The 13,602-nt window shown below is 72.6% G+C and carries 12 protein-coding genes and 1 pseudogene; 10 read left to right on the top strand and 3 right to left on the bottom strand.

From position 1 onward, the window contains the following. Positions 1 to 63 precede the first annotated feature (63 nt). Positions 64 to 2,472 carry a phosphoketolase family protein gene (locus tag OG946_RS15385; RefSeq protein WP_326796680.1) on the bottom strand — a complete coding sequence of 803 codons (2,409 nt, stop codon included), beginning with the start codon at positions 2,470 to 2,472 and terminating at the stop codon, positions 64 to 66. A 171-nt stretch (positions 2,473 to 2,643) separates the two neighbouring features. Here OG946_RS15385 and OG946_RS15380 point away from each other — a divergent pair, with 171 nt between their 5' ends. Both OG946_RS15380 and OG946_RS15375 read left to right on the top strand, forming a co-directional pair. After that, positions 2,644 to 2,838 carry a hypothetical protein gene (locus OG946_RS15380; RefSeq protein WP_326800261.1) on the top strand — a complete coding sequence of 65 codons (195 nt, stop codon included), beginning with the start codon at positions 2,644 to 2,646 and terminating at the stop codon, positions 2,836 to 2,838. Positions 2,839 to 3,023: 185 nt separating this feature from the next. Beyond that, positions 3,024 to 3,263, top strand: coding sequence for a DUF397 domain-containing protein (locus OG946_RS15375; RefSeq protein ID WP_018835984.1), 240 nt, complete (start codon positions 3,024 to 3,026; stop codon positions 3,261 to 3,263). A gap of 411 nt (positions 3,264 to 3,674) precedes the next feature. On the opposite strand, the gene OG946_RS15370 is transcribed toward OG946_RS15375, so the two are convergent. After that, entirely contained in the window at positions 3,675 to 4,163 is a 489-nt protein-coding gene (locus tag OG946_RS15370; RefSeq protein ID WP_326796679.1) for an ATP-binding protein, read from the bottom strand. A gap of 283 nt (positions 4,164 to 4,446) precedes the next feature. On the opposite strand from OG946_RS15370, the gene OG946_RS15365 reads away from it, so the two are divergent. From OG946_RS15365 to OG946_RS15335, 7 genes and pseudogenes are all read left to right on the top strand, one after another. Beyond that, complete coding sequence (locus tag OG946_RS15365) at positions 4,447 to 5,307, top strand: helix-turn-helix domain-containing protein (protein WP_326796678.1); 861 nt, start codon at positions 4,447 to 4,449, stop codon at positions 5,305 to 5,307. A 91-nt stretch (positions 5,308 to 5,398) separates the two neighbouring features. Beyond that, positions 5,399 to 5,653, top strand: a pseudogene (locus tag OG946_RS15360) (RNA-guided endonuclease TnpB family protein); the annotation flags it as partial. A gap of 273 nt (positions 5,654 to 5,926) precedes the next feature. Next, on the top strand, positions 5,927 to 6,370 hold the full coding sequence (locus OG946_RS15355; RefSeq protein ID WP_326796677.1) for a CBS domain-containing protein: 444 nt from the start codon (positions 5,927 to 5,929) through the stop codon (positions 6,368 to 6,370). 254 nt (positions 6,371 to 6,624) lie between these two features. Then, a complete protein-coding gene (locus OG946_RS15350; protein WP_326796676.1) occupies positions 6,625 to 7,242 on the top strand; it encodes a PadR family transcriptional regulator in 618 nt (205 codons plus the stop codon). An 80-nt stretch (positions 7,243 to 7,322) separates the two neighbouring features. Further along, positions 7,323 to 8,411 carry an ATP-binding cassette domain-containing protein gene (locus OG946_RS15345; RefSeq protein ID WP_326796675.1) on the top strand — a complete coding sequence of 363 codons (1,089 nt, stop codon included), beginning with the start codon at positions 7,323 to 7,325 and terminating at the stop codon, positions 8,409 to 8,411. Continuing rightward, positions 8,408 to 9,244, top strand: coding sequence for an ABC transporter permease (locus tag OG946_RS15340; protein WP_326796674.1), 837 nt, complete (start codon positions 8,408 to 8,410; stop codon positions 9,242 to 9,244). The genes OG946_RS15345 and OG946_RS15340 overlap by 4 nt, the downstream gene beginning before the upstream one ends. Positions 9,245 to 9,470: 226 nt before the next feature. Beyond that, a complete protein-coding gene (locus OG946_RS15335) occupies positions 9,471 to 11,129 on the top strand; it encodes a threonine/serine ThrE exporter family protein (protein WP_326796673.1) in 1,659 nt (552 codons plus the stop codon). A 131-nt stretch (positions 11,130 to 11,260) separates the two neighbouring features. Here OG946_RS15335 and OG946_RS15330 read toward each other — a convergent pair whose 3' ends face one another. After that, positions 11,261 to 11,755 carry an inorganic diphosphatase gene (locus tag OG946_RS15330; RefSeq protein ID WP_047016456.1) on the bottom strand — a complete coding sequence of 165 codons (495 nt, stop codon included), beginning with the start codon at positions 11,753 to 11,755 and terminating at the stop codon, positions 11,261 to 11,263. An 86-nt stretch (positions 11,756 to 11,841) separates the two neighbouring features. Here OG946_RS15330 and dacB point away from each other — a divergent pair, with 86 nt between their 5' ends. Continuing rightward, on the top strand, positions 11,842 to 13,404 hold the full coding sequence (gene dacB, locus OG946_RS15325; protein WP_326796672.1) for a D-alanyl-D-alanine carboxypeptidase/D-alanyl-D-alanine endopeptidase: 1,563 nt from the start codon (positions 11,842 to 11,844) through the stop codon (positions 13,402 to 13,404). Positions 13,405 to 13,602 lie beyond the last annotated feature (198 nt).

The following is a 13,602-nucleotide window of genomic DNA, read 5'->3' as shown; positions in this document are numbered from 1 at the left end:
GGCCGGTCCGGCGGCAACCGCCGCCCCGGCCGGGAGCCGCCCTCGGGACCACCGCGGCCCGGCTCAGCCCGGCCACGTCCAGTCCGCCACCTCCGGCAGGTCCGTGCCGTGCTCGCGGATCCAGGAGTGGTGCCTGCCGCGTACGTCCTCCATCCGCTGCCGCACCGCCGCCGCCCGCACGGCCAGGCCCGGGACGCGGTCGATGACGTCCATCACCAGCCGGTAGCGGTCGAGGTCGTTGCGTACGACCATGTCGAAGGGCGTGGTCGTGGTGCCCATCTCCTTGTAGCCGCGGACGTGCAACTGGTCGTGTCCCGCGTGCCGGTAGGCGAGCCGGTGGATCAGCCACGGATAGCCGTGGTACGCGAAGATGACCGGGGTGTCGCGGGTGAACACCGAGTCGAACTCCCGGCCCGTCATCCCGTGCGGATGGTCCTCGTGCGGCATCAGCCGGGCGATGTCGACGACGTTGACGATCCGTACCGCCACCTCCGGCAGATGCTCGCGCAGCAGCGATGCCGCGGCCAGCACCTCCTGCGTCGGCACGTCCCCGGCGCACGCCAGCACCACGTCCGGCGCCTCGCCGGGGCGTTCGGTGCCGGCCCACTCCCAGATGCCGACGCCGCGCAGGCAGTGGGCGCGGGCCTGCTCCAGCGTCAGCCAGTCGAACGACGGCTGCTTGCCGGCGACGACGACGTTGACGACGTCGCGGGTGCGCAGCACGTGGTCGGCCACGCACAGCAGGGTGTTGGCGTCCGGCGGCAGGTAGACCCGTACGACGCCGGGGCTCTTGTTGAGGATGTCATCGACGAAGCCGGGGTCCTGGTGGCTGAAGCCGTTGTGGTCCTGCCGCCAGACGTGCGAGGTGAGCAGGTAGTTGAGCCCGGCGACCGGCGCCCGCCAGGGCTCCTCGTGCGCGGTCTGGATCCACTTGATGTGCTGCGCGGCCATGCTCGCGACGATGTGCGCGAACGCCTCGTACGACGAGAACAGCCCGTGCCTGCCGGTGAGGACGTACCCCTCGAGCCAGCCCTGGCACAGGTGCTCGGAGAGCACCTCCATGACCCGGCCGTGCGGCCCGTGGTGCTCGTCGGTCCGCTCCGTCTCCGCCTGCCACGCCCGGTCCGTGACCTCGAACAGCTCCTGGAGCCTGTTGGACGCGGTCTCGTCCGGGCCGAAGACGCGGAAGTCGCGGCGCTCCGCGGTGTCCGCCATCACCTGCCGCAGCATGGCGCCGAGCACCCGGGTCGGCTCGTGCATCCGGCCGCCGGGCCGGTCGACGGCGACGGCGTACGTCTCGGGCCCCGGCAGCGGCAGCTCGCGCAGCAGCCGGCCGCCGTTGGCGTGCGGGTTGGCGCCGAGGCGCCGGTCGCCGTGCGGCACGCAGGCGAGCACCTGCGGGAGCGGCCGGCCGTCGGCGCCGAAGAGCTTCTCCGGTTCGTAACTGCGCAGCCACCGCTCCAGTTCCGCCAGGTGCGCGGGGTTCTCGCGCACCTCGGGCAGCGGCACCTGGTGCGCGCGCCAGGTGCCCTCGACCGGCGTGCCGTCGACGGCCTCGGGTCCTGTCCAGCCCTTGGGGGTGCGCAGCACGATCGCCGGCCAGCGGGGGCGCCCGCGCAGGCCGCCGCGGGCGCGGGCGGTCTGCTGGAACTCGGCGATCCGGTCGAGCGCCGTGTCCATCGCGTCGGCCATGTCGCGGTGGACGCGCGCTGTGTCCTTGGGAGAGGAGCCGCCGCTCACGTGCAGCGGCTCGTGGCCGTAGCCGCGCAGCAGCTCGTCCAGCTCGCGCTGCGGGATGCGGGAGAGCACGGTGGGGCCGGCGATCTTGTAGCCGTTGAGGTGCAGGATGGGCAGCACGGCGCCGTCGTACGCGGGGTCGAGGAACTTGTTCGCGTGCCACGACCCGGCGAGCGGCCCGGTCTCCGCCTCGCCGTCGCCGATGACGCAGGCCGCGACGAGCCCGGGGTTGTCGAAGGCGGCGCCGTAGGCGTGCGCGAGGGAGTAGCCCAGCTCGCCGCCCTCGTGGAAGGAACCGGGGATCACGGGCGCTACGTGGCTCGGCGTGCCGCCGGGGAACGAGAACTGCCGGAACAGCCGCGCCATCCCGGCGGCGTCGCGCGAGACGTCGGGGTGCACCTCCCCGTACGAGCCGTCGAGCCACGCGCCGGCGTAGACGGCGGGGCCGCCGTGTCCCGGGCCCCAGACGCAGACGGCGTCGAGGTCGCGGGCGCCGATGACGCGGTTGAGGTGCGTGTAGACGAGGTTGAGGCCCGGGCAGGTGCCCCAGTGGCCCAGCAGCCGCGGCTTGATGTCGGCGGGCGTCAGCGGCTCGGTGAGCAGCGGGTTGCGGGTGAGGTAGATCTGGCCCGCGGCCAGGTAGTTGAGGGCGCGCCAGTGGGCGTCGAGGTCGGCCAGCTCCTGCTTCTTCATCGTCGTCCCATCGACGAAGGGGGCGGTAGGCGGTACGGCCAAGTCTTACGGGCCGGGGGCGCGCCCACCACCCGACGGCGCGCGACGCGCGCCCGCCCGCCCCGGACGGCCCTCCTATCACCCGGATGGCGGGCACGGCTCGCGTGGAACGGGGGGTACAGGTGGGACAGACTGCCACGTATGTGGACGGCGAACCAGGGGACCGGTGATCAGATGGCCGTGTCGGTGTCGGTCGTGCTGCTGCTCTTGGTGCTGGCCGTGGTGTTTCTGCGCAGCGGTTCGCTGAAGGCCTCGCACGCGGTGGTCTGCGTGCTCCTCGGCTTCTATCTGTCCGGCACCACCGTGGCCCCCACGATCCAGTCCGGTCTGGAGGCCACGGCGAACGTGGTGAGCAGCATCCGGCCGTGAATGTGGCCGCGCCGGGAACTATTCGGTACCGCCTTGTGCGTTGAACCCCCGGGGGATGACCTTGGTGGTGCCTGATCGGAATCAAGCGCGCACGCTGTGTGCACGTGCATTTGCGCGTGCACCTAGCCGCCAACACAGCTATGATCCCCGACAGTTGACACTGGCAACCACCTTGGAGAAGCGCTGTGGCCCACGCATACAACGGCATTGCGGCCAGAGATCTTCACGGCGCCGCCTGGCAGAAGAGCCGGCACAGCAACTCGCAGGGTTCCTGTGTGGAGTTCGCCAGGCTTCCCGGCGGCGAGATAGCCGTTCGCAATTCCCGATTTCCCGAAGGACCCGCCCTCGTCTACACCCGAGCCGAGGTAGAGGCGATGCTGCTGGGCGTCAAGGACGGAGAGTTCGACCATCTCATAGTTGACTGACACCCCCCTATTCCCGGCTGCACCGCCCGCTTCCGCCATCGGCGGCGTGACACCGCGGCCGGCCCTCATCCGGATCCCGGCTGAGATATCGCCCACGTAGGCATTGATCGCGGCACGTCCGTCGATCCGCACAGAATGCGATCGCTTCCTTTCCGTCCGCGAACGGTCCCGGAGCCTGAATCACCCGGTATCCAGGGCGTGGCGAAGAGCCGTCGCCGCACGGCAGTTCCGCCTCCGGCACGCCCGTGAGCCCGCCCGGGTCCCTGGCGTTGGCGGCGCCGCCGCGCGTACGCCGCGCACGCTGGCCACGCGACAGCGCGCCGCGTCCGTCCGTACACGGGGCTCAGGGGTGGGCAGGGGTCCGCGGCGGGTCGGGTGCGGGTGCCGTACGGGGAGGTCGCCTGCGGGCCGTCAGCCCGCCGCCGGCGACGGCAGGTGGAACACGGCCCACACCACCTTGCCGCGCAGCGAGCCGTCCAGCGGGTGCCAGCCCCAACTGTCGCTGAAGGAGTCGACCAGATAGAGCCCGCGCCCCGACTCGGCGCCCACGTCGGCCACCCCGGCCACCGGACTCGCGGTGCTCGGGTCGCGTACGGCGCACACCAGCCGGGACGCCCAGCGGATCAGGTGCAGCCGCACCGCCGGGTCCTGCCCGTTGCAGCCGGTCAGGGCGTGCCGGAGCGCGTTGGTGACCAGCTCGGAGACGACCAGGGCGACGTCGTCGCTGAGGTCGGTCAGCTCCCAGTGCCGCAACGTGGTGTGCGTAAAGGCGCGCGCGCCGCTGACCGACTCGTGGCTGCCGGATATCGCACAGGAGGCGGCACCGTCGACGGCGCCGGAGTCCAGCGGGGGCAGCCCTCGCCATAAGGGCGGGAGCACGGCTGCTGCTTCGGTCCCCATGCGCGGCACTCCCCAGTCGCGTGCGTGTCTGTCGTCACCGTGCGGATGCCCATGCTTCCGAATGCCTTTGGCAGATGCAAGGGCAGATGCACGTGCACGCGCGAGGAATGTCTAGCAACTTACCGGTTCATGGGCATTGCCCGGCAAGATTTTCTCGGTTGGGTAACCGTTCGGGCACGCAATGATACGGAGTGGTGGCAGTATGGGCCGGTGGCGCCGGGGGCGCGCTGTAGTGCCATGTCCTTTGTAAGTGCCATGTCGCCGAGGTGGGTGGAGGGCTCCGATGGCCGTGGACGGATCAAGCGGATCGGTCGTGCGCCGTATCCTGCTGGGCTCCCAGCTCAGACGGTTGCGGGAAGAACAGGGGATCTCGCGCGACGCCGCCGGATACGCGATCAGGGCCTCGGAATCCAAGATCAGCCGGATGGAGCTGGGCCGGGTGAGTTTCAAGAGCCGAGACGTGGAGGACCTGCTCACGCTGTACGGCGTGACCGATCAGACCGAGCGCGACGCCCTCGTCGGCCTCGTCAGCGAGGCGAACACCGCCGGGTGGTGGCACAGCTACAGCGACGTGCTGCCGGGCTGGTTCCCCACCTATGTGGGACTGGAGTCGGCCGCCGCCGGTATCGACGTGTACGAGGTCCAGTTCGTACACGGCCTGCTGCAGACCGAGGACTACGCGCACGCGGTCGTCACCGCCGGGCTGCCCCTCTCGCCCGCCGAGGCGGACAAGCGCGTGGGCGCCCGGCTGGAGCGGCAGAAGCGGCTGTACGCCGAGCACCCCGCCCAGCTCAGGGCGGTGCTCGACGAGGCCGCGCTCAGCCGCCCTTACGGCGGCAGGCAGGTGATGCGCAAGCAGTTGCAGCACCTGCTCGACGCCTCCGAGATGCCGAACGTGTCGCTGCGGATCATCCCGCTGGCGCAGCACGGCCACACCCCCGACTCCGGTGCCTTCACGATCCTGAGCTTCCCGGAGGAGGACCTCTCCGACGTCGTGTACGTGGAGCATCTGACGAGCGCCCTCTACCTGGACAAGCCGGAGGACGTCGCGACGTACACGAAGGCCATGGACCTGCTGCGCGTCGCCGCCCAAGACGAGTCGGAATCAAGGGAGTTGCTGCACAGGCTCGTCCGGGAGGTGTAGGGAGGCGCCCTTTCGCGCACCGGGCGTACGGGTGTCGCACATACGGTCTCGTCATGGACGCCGGTAGGAGCAGCCGGGGCGCGGGGATGTCGTGCCGGTGGTGAAGGAGAGCGGGAAGGACGCGCACGCCCCGTACACCTACCGGCTGCGAGTGTCCTCAACCGCCCGCACCCAACTGCTCGCCGAATGGGACCGCTGCCGTTGGGTGTGGCACGAGTGTGTGGCCAGGTCCCAGGCTGTGCACGCGCACAACACGGCGCGCCCGGGGATCAGCAAACGCCCGGCCCGGCTAGACAGGATGCTGACCCAGGCCAGGCGGGTGACCCCGTGGCTGCGTCGGGGCAGCTGGGGTCGAGGGCACAAGACCTCCTGGAGCGTTGCTCCAGGAGGAATCTCCACCCTGTTTGGGTGGGGAGCATCAACACGCTGAAGTGGATCGCGCGCTCTTCTCGCTCGTCCGGCGCAGGCGGACGAGATCCCGGCTTCGTTCCCGTGCCGGTCACCCGTTCGGCGGAGCCCATGTCGCCCACCCGGCCGGGGGCCCGGAACATGGCGGTGACGGTACCCCTTCCCGTACCCCCACCGGATCTCCCGGCCTCACGAACAGGAGCCCACCGCGATGACCGCTCCCACCACCGCCCGGATCGCCCGCGACCTCATGCACGAAGGCGCCGAGTGCATCGACTCGACCGAGTCCGTCGCCACCGCCGCCGCGAAGATGCGCTCCATGGACGTCGGCTGCCTGCCGGTGTGCGGCCAGGACGGCAAGCTCGCCGGCATGATCACCGACCGCGACATCGTCGTGGAGTGCGTCGCCAGGGGCCGCGACCTGACCACCTGCATGACCGGCGAGCTGGCGGAGGGCCGCCCGGTCTACGTCGACGCCGGCGCCCCGGTCGACGAGGTGCTGCGCACGATGGAGCAGCACCAGGTGCGCCGCCTCCCGGTCATCGAGGACCACCGGCTCGTCGGCATGATCAGCGAGGCGGACCTGAGCAGGGCCCTGTCGGACGAGCAGATGGCGGCCTTCTGTCGCAGCGTGTACGCGGGCGGCCACCACTGACCCGTACCGCCACCGGACCGGCGCAGGGCCGGGCTCCCGCGCGGGGAGCCCGGCCCTTCGTCGTGCGCCCCCGCGCCCCGTGCCCTCCGCACACCCTCCCCGGCGTCCGGCACTCGCGCCCCTCCGCACCGCGGCGCCCCCCGGCACCTGTGCCGCCCTCCTGTACTGCTCTCTGCGGGGTGCCCCCTCACTGTGCTAGTCAAGGTTGACTAGGCTGGGAGGACACACTTCTCCGCGGAAGGCAAGGGGTCCATTTGTCCGCGACTCGCCTCCTGGTCCTGGGCGCCGTCCGCCGGCACGGCCGGGCGCACGGCTACCAGGTCAGGGCCGACCTGGAGTACTGGGGCGCCCATGAGTGGTCCAACGTCAAGCCGGGCTCGATCTACCACGCGCTCAAGCAGATGGCCAAGCAGGGGCTGCTGATCGCCCACGAGGTGGCGCCCAGCACGGCCGGCGGCCCCCCGCGTACCGAGTACGAGATGACGGCCGAGGGCGACGCCGAGTACTTCCGGCTGCTGCGCGAGGCGCTGCGCCGCCACGACGAGAAGATCGACTTCCTCACGGCGGGCGTCGGCTTCCTCGTCGACCTGCCGCGCGCCGAGGCCATCGCGCTGCTCAAGGAGCGGGTCGCGGCGATGGAGGAGTGGCGCGGCGCGGTGCTCCAGCACTACTCGCCCCAGGAGGGCGAGGACTACGGCCACATCGGCGAGATCATGCGGCTCTGGCTGCACACCGCCGAGGCGGGCGCCGAGTGGACCCGCGCCCTGATCACGCGGCTGGAGGCCGGCGCGTACGTGATGGCCGGCGAGGGCGATCCGTGGGCCGGGGTGGCCACGAGCCCGGAGGGGCCCGGCGCTCGGGACCGCCATTAATCAAGTTTGACTAATGGTCGGACCGGGGGTACCTTCGCCCCGGTGGTCAAACTTGACTACCTGGGGAGTGGAGGAGGCGTATGACGGCGATCCTCGCCGAAGGACTGCGCAAGACCTACGGGAAGAAGGGCGCCGCGAAGGAGGCGCTGGCGGGCCTGGACCTCGCGGTCCCCGCGGGCACGGTGCACGCCGTGCTCGGCCCCAACGGCGCGGGCAAGACCACGGCCGTACGGATCCTGGCCACCCTGCTGCGCCCCGACGCCGGCACCGCGCGCGTCGCAGGACACGACCCCGTGCGGGAGCCGGACGAGGTCCGCTACCGCATCGGGCTGCTCGGCCAGCACGCCGCCGTCGACGAGGTGCTCAGCGGCCGGCAGAACCTGGAGCTGTTCGGCCGGCTCTACCACCTCGGCCGGGCCGGCGCCCGGCGGCGGGCGGCGGCGCTGCTGGCGCAGTTCGGCCTCGACGGCACCGGGGACAAGCCGGTCGGGCAGTACAGCGGCGGCATGCGGCGCCGGCTCGACCTGGCCGCGAGCCTCCTCATGCGGCCGCAGGTGCTCTTCCTGGATGAGCCGACGACGGGCCTCGACCCCCGCGGCCGTACGGAGGTGTGGCAGGCGGTCCGCTCGCTCGTCGGCGACGGCACCACCGTGCTGCTCACCACCCAGTACCTGGAGGAGGCCGACCAGCTCGCCGACCGGGTCTCGGTCGTGGACCACGGCCGGGTCGTCGCCGAGGGCACGGCCGACGAGCTGAAGGCCCGGCTCGGCGGGGACCGCATCGACGTCGTCGTACGGGACGCGGACCGGCTCGCCGCCGCCGCGGCCGTCATCGGCATGGCCGCCCGGGCCGAGGAGGACGACATCGAGGTCGACGCGGACGCCCGGCGGATCAGCGCCCCGGTCGCCGACCGGATGGCGGCGCTGGCCGAGACCGTGGCGGGGCTGGGCGCGGCGGGGGTGGCGGCGGAGGACGTGTCGCTGCGCCGGCCGACGCTGGACGAGGTGTTCCTCCACCTCACCGGCCGCAGACCGGAGCAGGACCGGGGCGAGGATCAGGACCGGGACAAGGGCCAGGACCAGGGCCAGGACCGGCAGCCGGGCCGGGACCGGGCGGACGGCGGCGCCGCCGGCCCGGCGGGCGCCGTAGCGGAAGGGAGCACCGTATGACCGCCACCACCCTCGCCGTCCCGCCGCCCGCCCGCACCGCGGGCGCGCGGCTGAAGTGGGCGGTCGCCGACGGGCTGACGATGACCGGCCGCGGCTTCGCGCACTGGGCCCGCCGGCCGGGCCAGGCCGTGGTGAGCCTGGTCTTCCCGGTGATGATGCTGGTGGTCTTCACCTACCTGCTCGGCGGCGGCATGGCCGTCGGCGGCGGCGGCAGCTACCGCGAGTACCTGGTGCCCGGCATGCTCGCGCTCGCCATGTCCTTCGGTCTTGAGGCCACGATGGTCTCCCTCACCTCCGACCTCGGCAAGGGCGTCGTCGACCGCTTCCGGACCATGCCGATGGCCCCGTCCGCGGTCCTCGTCGGCCGCGCGCTCACCGACATGACCGAGTCGGTCGCCGGCCTTGCCGCGATGGCCGGCGCGGGGCTCGCGGTCGGCTGGCGCTGGCACGGTACGTGGGCGGAGGCGCTGGCCGCGTTCGGGCTGCTGCTGCTCCTGCGGTTCGCGATGCTGTGGGCCGGGATCTTCCTCGGTCTGGTGGCGGGCAAGCCGGAGATGGTGCAGGCCGTGCAGATCCTGGTGTGGCCGGTGGCGTTCCTGTCCAGCGCGTTCACCTCGCCGGAGACGATGCCGGGCTGGCTGGGCGCCGTCGCGGAGTGGAACCCGATGTCGGCGACGGCGGGCGCGATCCGCGAGCTGTTCGGCAACCCCGGCTGGACCGGCGACTCGTGGGCGGCGCAGCACCCGGTGCTGCTGGCGGTGGTGTGGCCGCTGGTGCTGCTCGCGGTGTTCTTCCCGCTGGCGGTGCGCCGGTACCGGGCTCTGGGGCGCTGAGGGCGCGTACAAGCGGGTGGTGGGCGGCGCCCGCGGGCGTGGGCGACGGCGCTCTCGACGCTGGTGGCGCCCCCGCTGCACGCCAGTGGCGCCCCGTTCGTACGACTTGATCCGATGTGCCGCCGTGCCTCCGTACCCTTCCGACCCCCCGGGGGCGTTCTTCATGCGGCCGACTTATGCTCGCGGGCGTAAACCTTTCGGCACGTCCGCGGGGGGTGATGGTCCAGTGGGTCAGGAGCCCGAACCGGATAACGGCGTGGAGAAGCCGCAGTCCGACGAGGCGCACAGCGCGTTCACGCCGCCCTTTGGCGTGCCCCTTCCCCCGCCGCCTGAAGACGGGCAGACGACCTCGGAGTTCGCCCGCCCCGCGGGCGTCGGCGAGCACGCCGCCGAGGACCACGGCGACGGCCACTCCGGCTTCCGGGCCCCGCGCGGCGGCCCCGCGGCCGCCGCCGGGGTCGCCCCGCCACCCCCACCCGCTACGGGTCCACTGTCGCGATCCACGCCGTGGCAGGACCGGATGCGTGTCATGCTCCGTACGCCCATGACGGAACGCCCCACGCCCGAACGGACGCTGTCGCCCACCGAGGAGACGGCGCTGCCGGTCCCGCGCGTCCTCGACCTCACCCTGCGCATCGGCGAACTGCTGCTCGCCGGCGGTGAGGGCGCGGAGGACGTCGAGGCCGCGATGTTCGCCATCGCCCACGCGTTCGGCCTGGACCGCTGCGAGCCGACCGTCACGTTCACCCTCCTGACGGTCACGTACCAGCCGTCCCTGGTCGACGATCCGGTGACGCTCAGCCGCACGGTGCGCCGCCGCGGCACCGACTACAACCGGCTCTCCGCCGTCTACCGCCTCGTCGACGCCATCGTCGACGAGGCGGCCGCCGTCAGCCTGGAGGAGGCGTACCGCGGCCTCGCCGAGATCCGGCGCAACCGGCACCCGTACTCCAAGTGGGCCCTCACCGTCGCCAGCGGCGGCCTGTCGGGCGCGGCGGCGACGCTCGTGGGCGGCGGGCCGCTGGTGTTCTGCGCGGCGGCGATCGGCGCGATGCTCGGCGACCGGCTCGCGTGGCTGGCGGCGGGGCGCGGGCTGCCGGAGTTCTACCAGTTCGTGGCCGCCGCGATGGCCCCGGCGGCGGTCGGCGTCACGCTCAACATCGCCGCCGTCGAGGCCCAGTCCTCCGCCGTCATCACCGGCGGGCTCTTCGCGCTGATCCCCGGGCGGGCCCTGGTCGCCGCCGTCCAGGACGGGCTGACCGGCTACTACATCACCGCCTCCGCGCGCCTGCTCGAAGTCCTCTACCTCGTCGTCGGCATCGTCGTCGGGGTCCTGATCGTGCTCTACGTGGGCGTCCAGCTCGGCGCCGAGCTGAGCCCGGACGCCGCGCTGCACCGCCAGGAGCGGCCGATCGTCTCGCTGCTCGCGGCGATGCTGCTGACGCTGGCCTTCGCGGTCCTGCTCCAGCAGGAGCGTTCCACCGTGATCGTCGTGACCCTCAACGGGGGCGTCGCCTGGCTGATCTACGCGGTCATCGCCCACCAGGCGAACAAGTCGCCGGTGCTGGCCACCGCGCTCGCCGCCGGCCTCGTCGGCCTCTTCGGCCAGCTCTTCTCGCGCTACCGGTTCATCTCCGCGCTGCCGTACGTCACGGCCGCCATCGGCCCGCTGCTGCCGGGCAGCGCCACGTACTTCGGCCTGCTGGGCTTCGCCCAGGACAACCTGAACGCCGGCGCCCGCTCGCTGCTGACCGCCGCCGCGCTGGCGCTGGCGATCGCGATCGGGGTGAACCTGGGCAGCGAGATGGCCCGCCTCTTCATGAAGCGCCCGGGCGAGAAAACGGCCCCCGCCCGCCGAGGCGTCAAACGCACCAGAGGCTTCTAGGAGCCCGACCCCGGCGAGGTCTTCGCGCCGGTACCTCCCGCGCCGTACCCCCGCACAGGCCCCCCCGCCGACCCACACTGCCGGCCTCCTCGCGGAAGCCGGCAGCGTGGGACGTACGTCAGGGGCGCCTGTCAGTGGTGGCCGCCCGAGGCCTCCAGGCGCTTCTTGGACGCCTCGATCTCCGCCTCCGCGTCCTGCCGGCCCACCCAACTGGCGCCTTCCACGGACTTGCCGGGCTCCAGGTCCTTGTACACCTCGAAGAAGTGCTGGATCTCCAGCCGGTCGAACTCCGACACGTGGTGGATGTCCCGCAGGTGCTCCACCCGCGGGTCGTGCGCCGGCACGCACAGCACCTTGTCGTCGCCGCCGGCCTCGTCGGTCATGCGGAACATGCCGATCGTGCGGCACGCGATGAGGCATCCGGGGAACGTCGGCTCGTCCAGAAGGACCAGCGCGTCCAGCGGGTCGCCGTCCTCTCCGAGCGTGCCTTCGATGAAGCCGTAGTCTGCCGGGTAGCTGGTCGAGGTGAAGAGCCGCCTGTCCAGGCGGATCCGGCCCGTCTCGTGATCGACTTCGTACTTGTTCCGCGAACCCTTCGGGATCTCGATGGTGACGTCGAACTCCACGGGTGGCTCTCCTTCAAGATCAGCATGGTTCAGATGATTAAGTGTCCCCCACGCAGCGGGGTGGTGGCGAAAGGGGCTGGTCCCTGGTGAGGGTCGGGGTCGCGGTGGCACGGCGGAAGGCCGCCCGCTGGGTACGGCACTGGACCCGGCGGTGGGAAGCGCAGCCCCTGCACACCCGGCGTACGGTGCGGCTGGTGGCCGCGTCCGGCGCGCTGGGCGGCGTCCTCGCCGCCGGCATGATCGCCGCGGCGGGGCCCTGGGACTCGGGTCAGCGTACGGCGGAGAAGCAGACGGCCGCGCGCGCGGACGCCGCCGGAGGCCGTACAGGTGACGCGGATCACGGCTCCTCCGACGGCGTACCGGGCAAAGGCGCCCCCGGAGACGGCCTGCAAGGCGCCGGCGCGGGCGCCCCGCGGGTGCTGACCCCGATCGGCCCGCAGGACGGCACCAGGTCCGTCGCCGCGCCCCGGCCGACCGGCGCCGGGCTCGCCAAGGAGCTGGCGCCGCTGCTGAAGAACCCCGCGCTCGGCTCGCCGACCACCGCGGCCGTGTGGGACGTGACCACGGGCCGCGAGCTGTACGGCGCGCACGAGACCACCGGCGTCGTCCCCGCCTCCACGGTCAAGCTGGCCACCGGCGCCGCCGCACTCGCCGCACTCGGCCCCGACCACCGCATCCCGACCGCCTCGCTCGCCGAGGGCGGGGAGGTCTTCCTGGTCGGCGGCGGCGACCCCACGCTGTCCGCGAAGCGGCTGAAGGGGCTGGCGCGGGACACGGCGCGGAAGCTGAAGAAGGACGGCGTGCGGAAGGTGGCCGTACGGTACGACGCCACCGCGTACGCCGGTGACGTCCTGCACGAGATCGGGCCGAACGAGAACATCGCCCCCGTCACCCCGCTCATGGTCAACGAGGCCCGTCTCGACGACTCCTGGCACGGCCCGGCGCCCCGCGGCACCGACCCGGCGCGGGACGCGGCGGACGCCTTCGCCGGGGAGCTGCGCGAGGCGGGCGTACGGGTCGCGGGCGAGCCGCGGGCGGAGCGGGTACCGGAGAAGGCGGACGAGCTGGCGGCGACGTACTCGGCGCCGCTGGCGGAGCTGACCGAGCGGATGCTGACGTACAGCGACAACGACCTCGGCGAGGCGCTGGCCCGGCAGACGGCGATCGCGGCGGGGCGGGACGCGAGCTTCGCGGGGTCGGGGAAGGCGGTCGCGGGGCAGTTGAAGAAGCTGGGGCTGCCGGTGCGCGGAACGCGGTTCGCCGACGGCAGCGGCATCAGCCGCGACAACCGGGTCTCGGCGGACCTGCTGGCCCGGCTGCTGGTCACGGCGGCGGACCCGGACCGCCCGGAGCTGCGGTCGCTGCTGACGGGGCTGCCGGTGGCGGGGTTCAACGGCACGCTGCGGGACCGGTACGGGGACGCAGGCGCGGACGGCTCGGACGCCGGGGACACGGCGGCGGCGCGGGGCGTGGTGCGGGCGAAGACGGGGACGCTGACGGGGGTCAACTCGCTGGCGGGGACGGTGGTGGACGCGGACGGGCGGCTGCTGGCGTTCGCGTTCTTCACGATGGGCGCGACCGACCGCACGAGGGCGGGCGACGCGCTGGACCGATTGGCGGCGGCGGTGGCGAGCTGCGGCTGCCGCTGAGGCCGGCGCCTCTCCCCGGGACCTCCCGGAACCGCCGGGACCCCTTGGAACTCCCGAACCCCCCGACCCCGAACCCCTAACCTTCCGAACCTTCCGCAACCCCCGGAGTCTCGCGAACCCCCCCGGAGCATCCGCCCCCGAACCTCCGAACCCCGGAGCCTTCCGACCCTCCTCCGCCCCCTTCCGAACCTTCTGGTA

Origin of the sequence: Streptomyces sp. NBC_01808, assembly GCF_035917395.1 — a bacterium.
Lineage (GTDB): Bacteria > Actinomycetota > Actinomycetes > Streptomycetales > Streptomycetaceae > Streptomyces.
The sequence above is the reverse complement of the archived record's forward strand: the minus strand, read 5'-3'. Positions and strand labels throughout refer to the sequence as shown.